We start from the raw sequence: 1494 nt of genomic DNA, 5'->3' as shown, positions 1-1494 counted from the left end.
GACCAAATCGGCCGATGACATCCTGGCTGCAATCAACCGGTTCTGCCGCAGATCACTCGAAACACACGCCGCCTTGAGGCCTATTTCTGAATCACCACACTAGAGCGAATTCCGGTTTGTTGGAATCGATAGGGGATTCCCTTTGTGGGCGGATTGTGATTCAAGCTTCTGGCTGGAGCTGGAGGCCAGCCGGAATGCCCAAGCCCCTATCGGAAGATCTTCGTTCGCGGGTAGTGGAAGCGGTCGAGACGGGTGCATCTCGACGGGATGCTGCGGAGCGGTTTTCGATCAGCGCGAGTGCTGCGATCAAATGGATGCAGCGTTGGGAGGCGACGGGCAGTGTTTCGGCCCTGCCGAGCGGCGGCAGCCGTTCGCCGCTGGACGATCATGGCGATGTGCTTCTGGGGCTGATCGCGGCGCAACCCGACCTCACTCTGGACGAGGTTGTCGAGCGGCTGTCGGCCCAGGGGATCAAGACTAGCCGAACCGCGACCTGGCGCTTCTTCAATCGCAAAGGGATCAGCTTTAAAAAAAAGCCTGCACGCCAGCGAACAGAACCGGCCTGACGTCGCCCGCAAGCGGGAGCGCTGGAAGGCCCACCAGGACAAGGTGGAGGCCGGGCGCCTGGTCTTCATCGATGAGACCTGGGCCAAGACCAACATGACACCCACCCGTGGCCGCTGCCTGCGGGGCGAGCGTCTGGTCGACAGGGTGCCGCACGGTCACTGGCGGACCTTGACCTTCCTCGCCGCGCTGCGTTCAGACCGGATCGATGCGCCTTGCGTGCTCGACGGGCCGATCAACGGCCGCAGCTTCCTGGCCTATGTCCAACAGATCCTGGTGCCCAGCCTGAAGCCCGGCGACATTGTCGTCATGGACAACCTGGGCTCGCACAAAGGCCAAGCTGTGCGACAGGCGATCCGGCAGGCCAAGGCCAAGCTCTTCTTCCTGCCGCCCTATTCTCCCGACCTCAACCCGATCGAACAGGCCTTCTCCAAACTCAAAGCTTTGCTCCGCAAGGCCAAAGAGCGAACCGTCGAGGACACCTGGAAGCGCATCGGTCAAATCATCGACTGCTTCAATCCCAGCGAGTGCGCCAACTTCTTCCGAAACGCCGGGTATACTAACGATGCTATCTGACCGGAATCCGCTCTAGATCCGGACTAGGCCAAGCCTCCCTTCTCCCTTGGGGAGAAGGTGGCGCGCGGCGCCGGTTGAGGGGCACCCTATCCGCAAGAATCACCGTCGAGCGAGCCACTCATCCGCACTTCGGGCACCTTCTCCCCCAGGGAGAAGGAAAGATTTCAGCGCGACTGGCAGCTAAGTCGGCGCCATCCAGCGGTACACTTCAACGGAAGCCGCTGCGGACAACACGATGAACCCGATCAACCCGCTTTCCGTCAAAACGGCACGCTTGCCCGTCTCTATGACTCGATCAAGTTCATTCGTGGCACACGCCAAAGCGCGCGCATACGCCTCTGGATCTTCGGGAAT

The 1494-nt window shown here is 61.0% G+C and carries 1 protein-coding gene; it reads left to right on the top strand.

The features are described 5' to 3' along the window. Positions 1–194: 194 nt before the first annotated feature. Positions 195–1140 (top strand): IS630 family transposase gene (locus AABK37_RS41295; protein WP_432557163.1). Its coding sequence is split into 2 segments (ribosomal slippage): positions 195–538 and positions 537–1140, totalling 948 coding nucleotides; the frame shifts between segments, so codons are not numbered across the junction. Positions 1141–1494: the final 354 nt, after the last annotated feature.

It is taken from the genome of Tolypothrix sp. VBCCA 56010, from assembly GCF_050875635.1.
GTDB lineage: Bacteria > Cyanobacteriota > Cyanobacteriia > Cyanobacteriales > Nostocaceae > Hassallia.
This window is presented reverse-complemented; position numbering and strand designations above follow the sequence as displayed.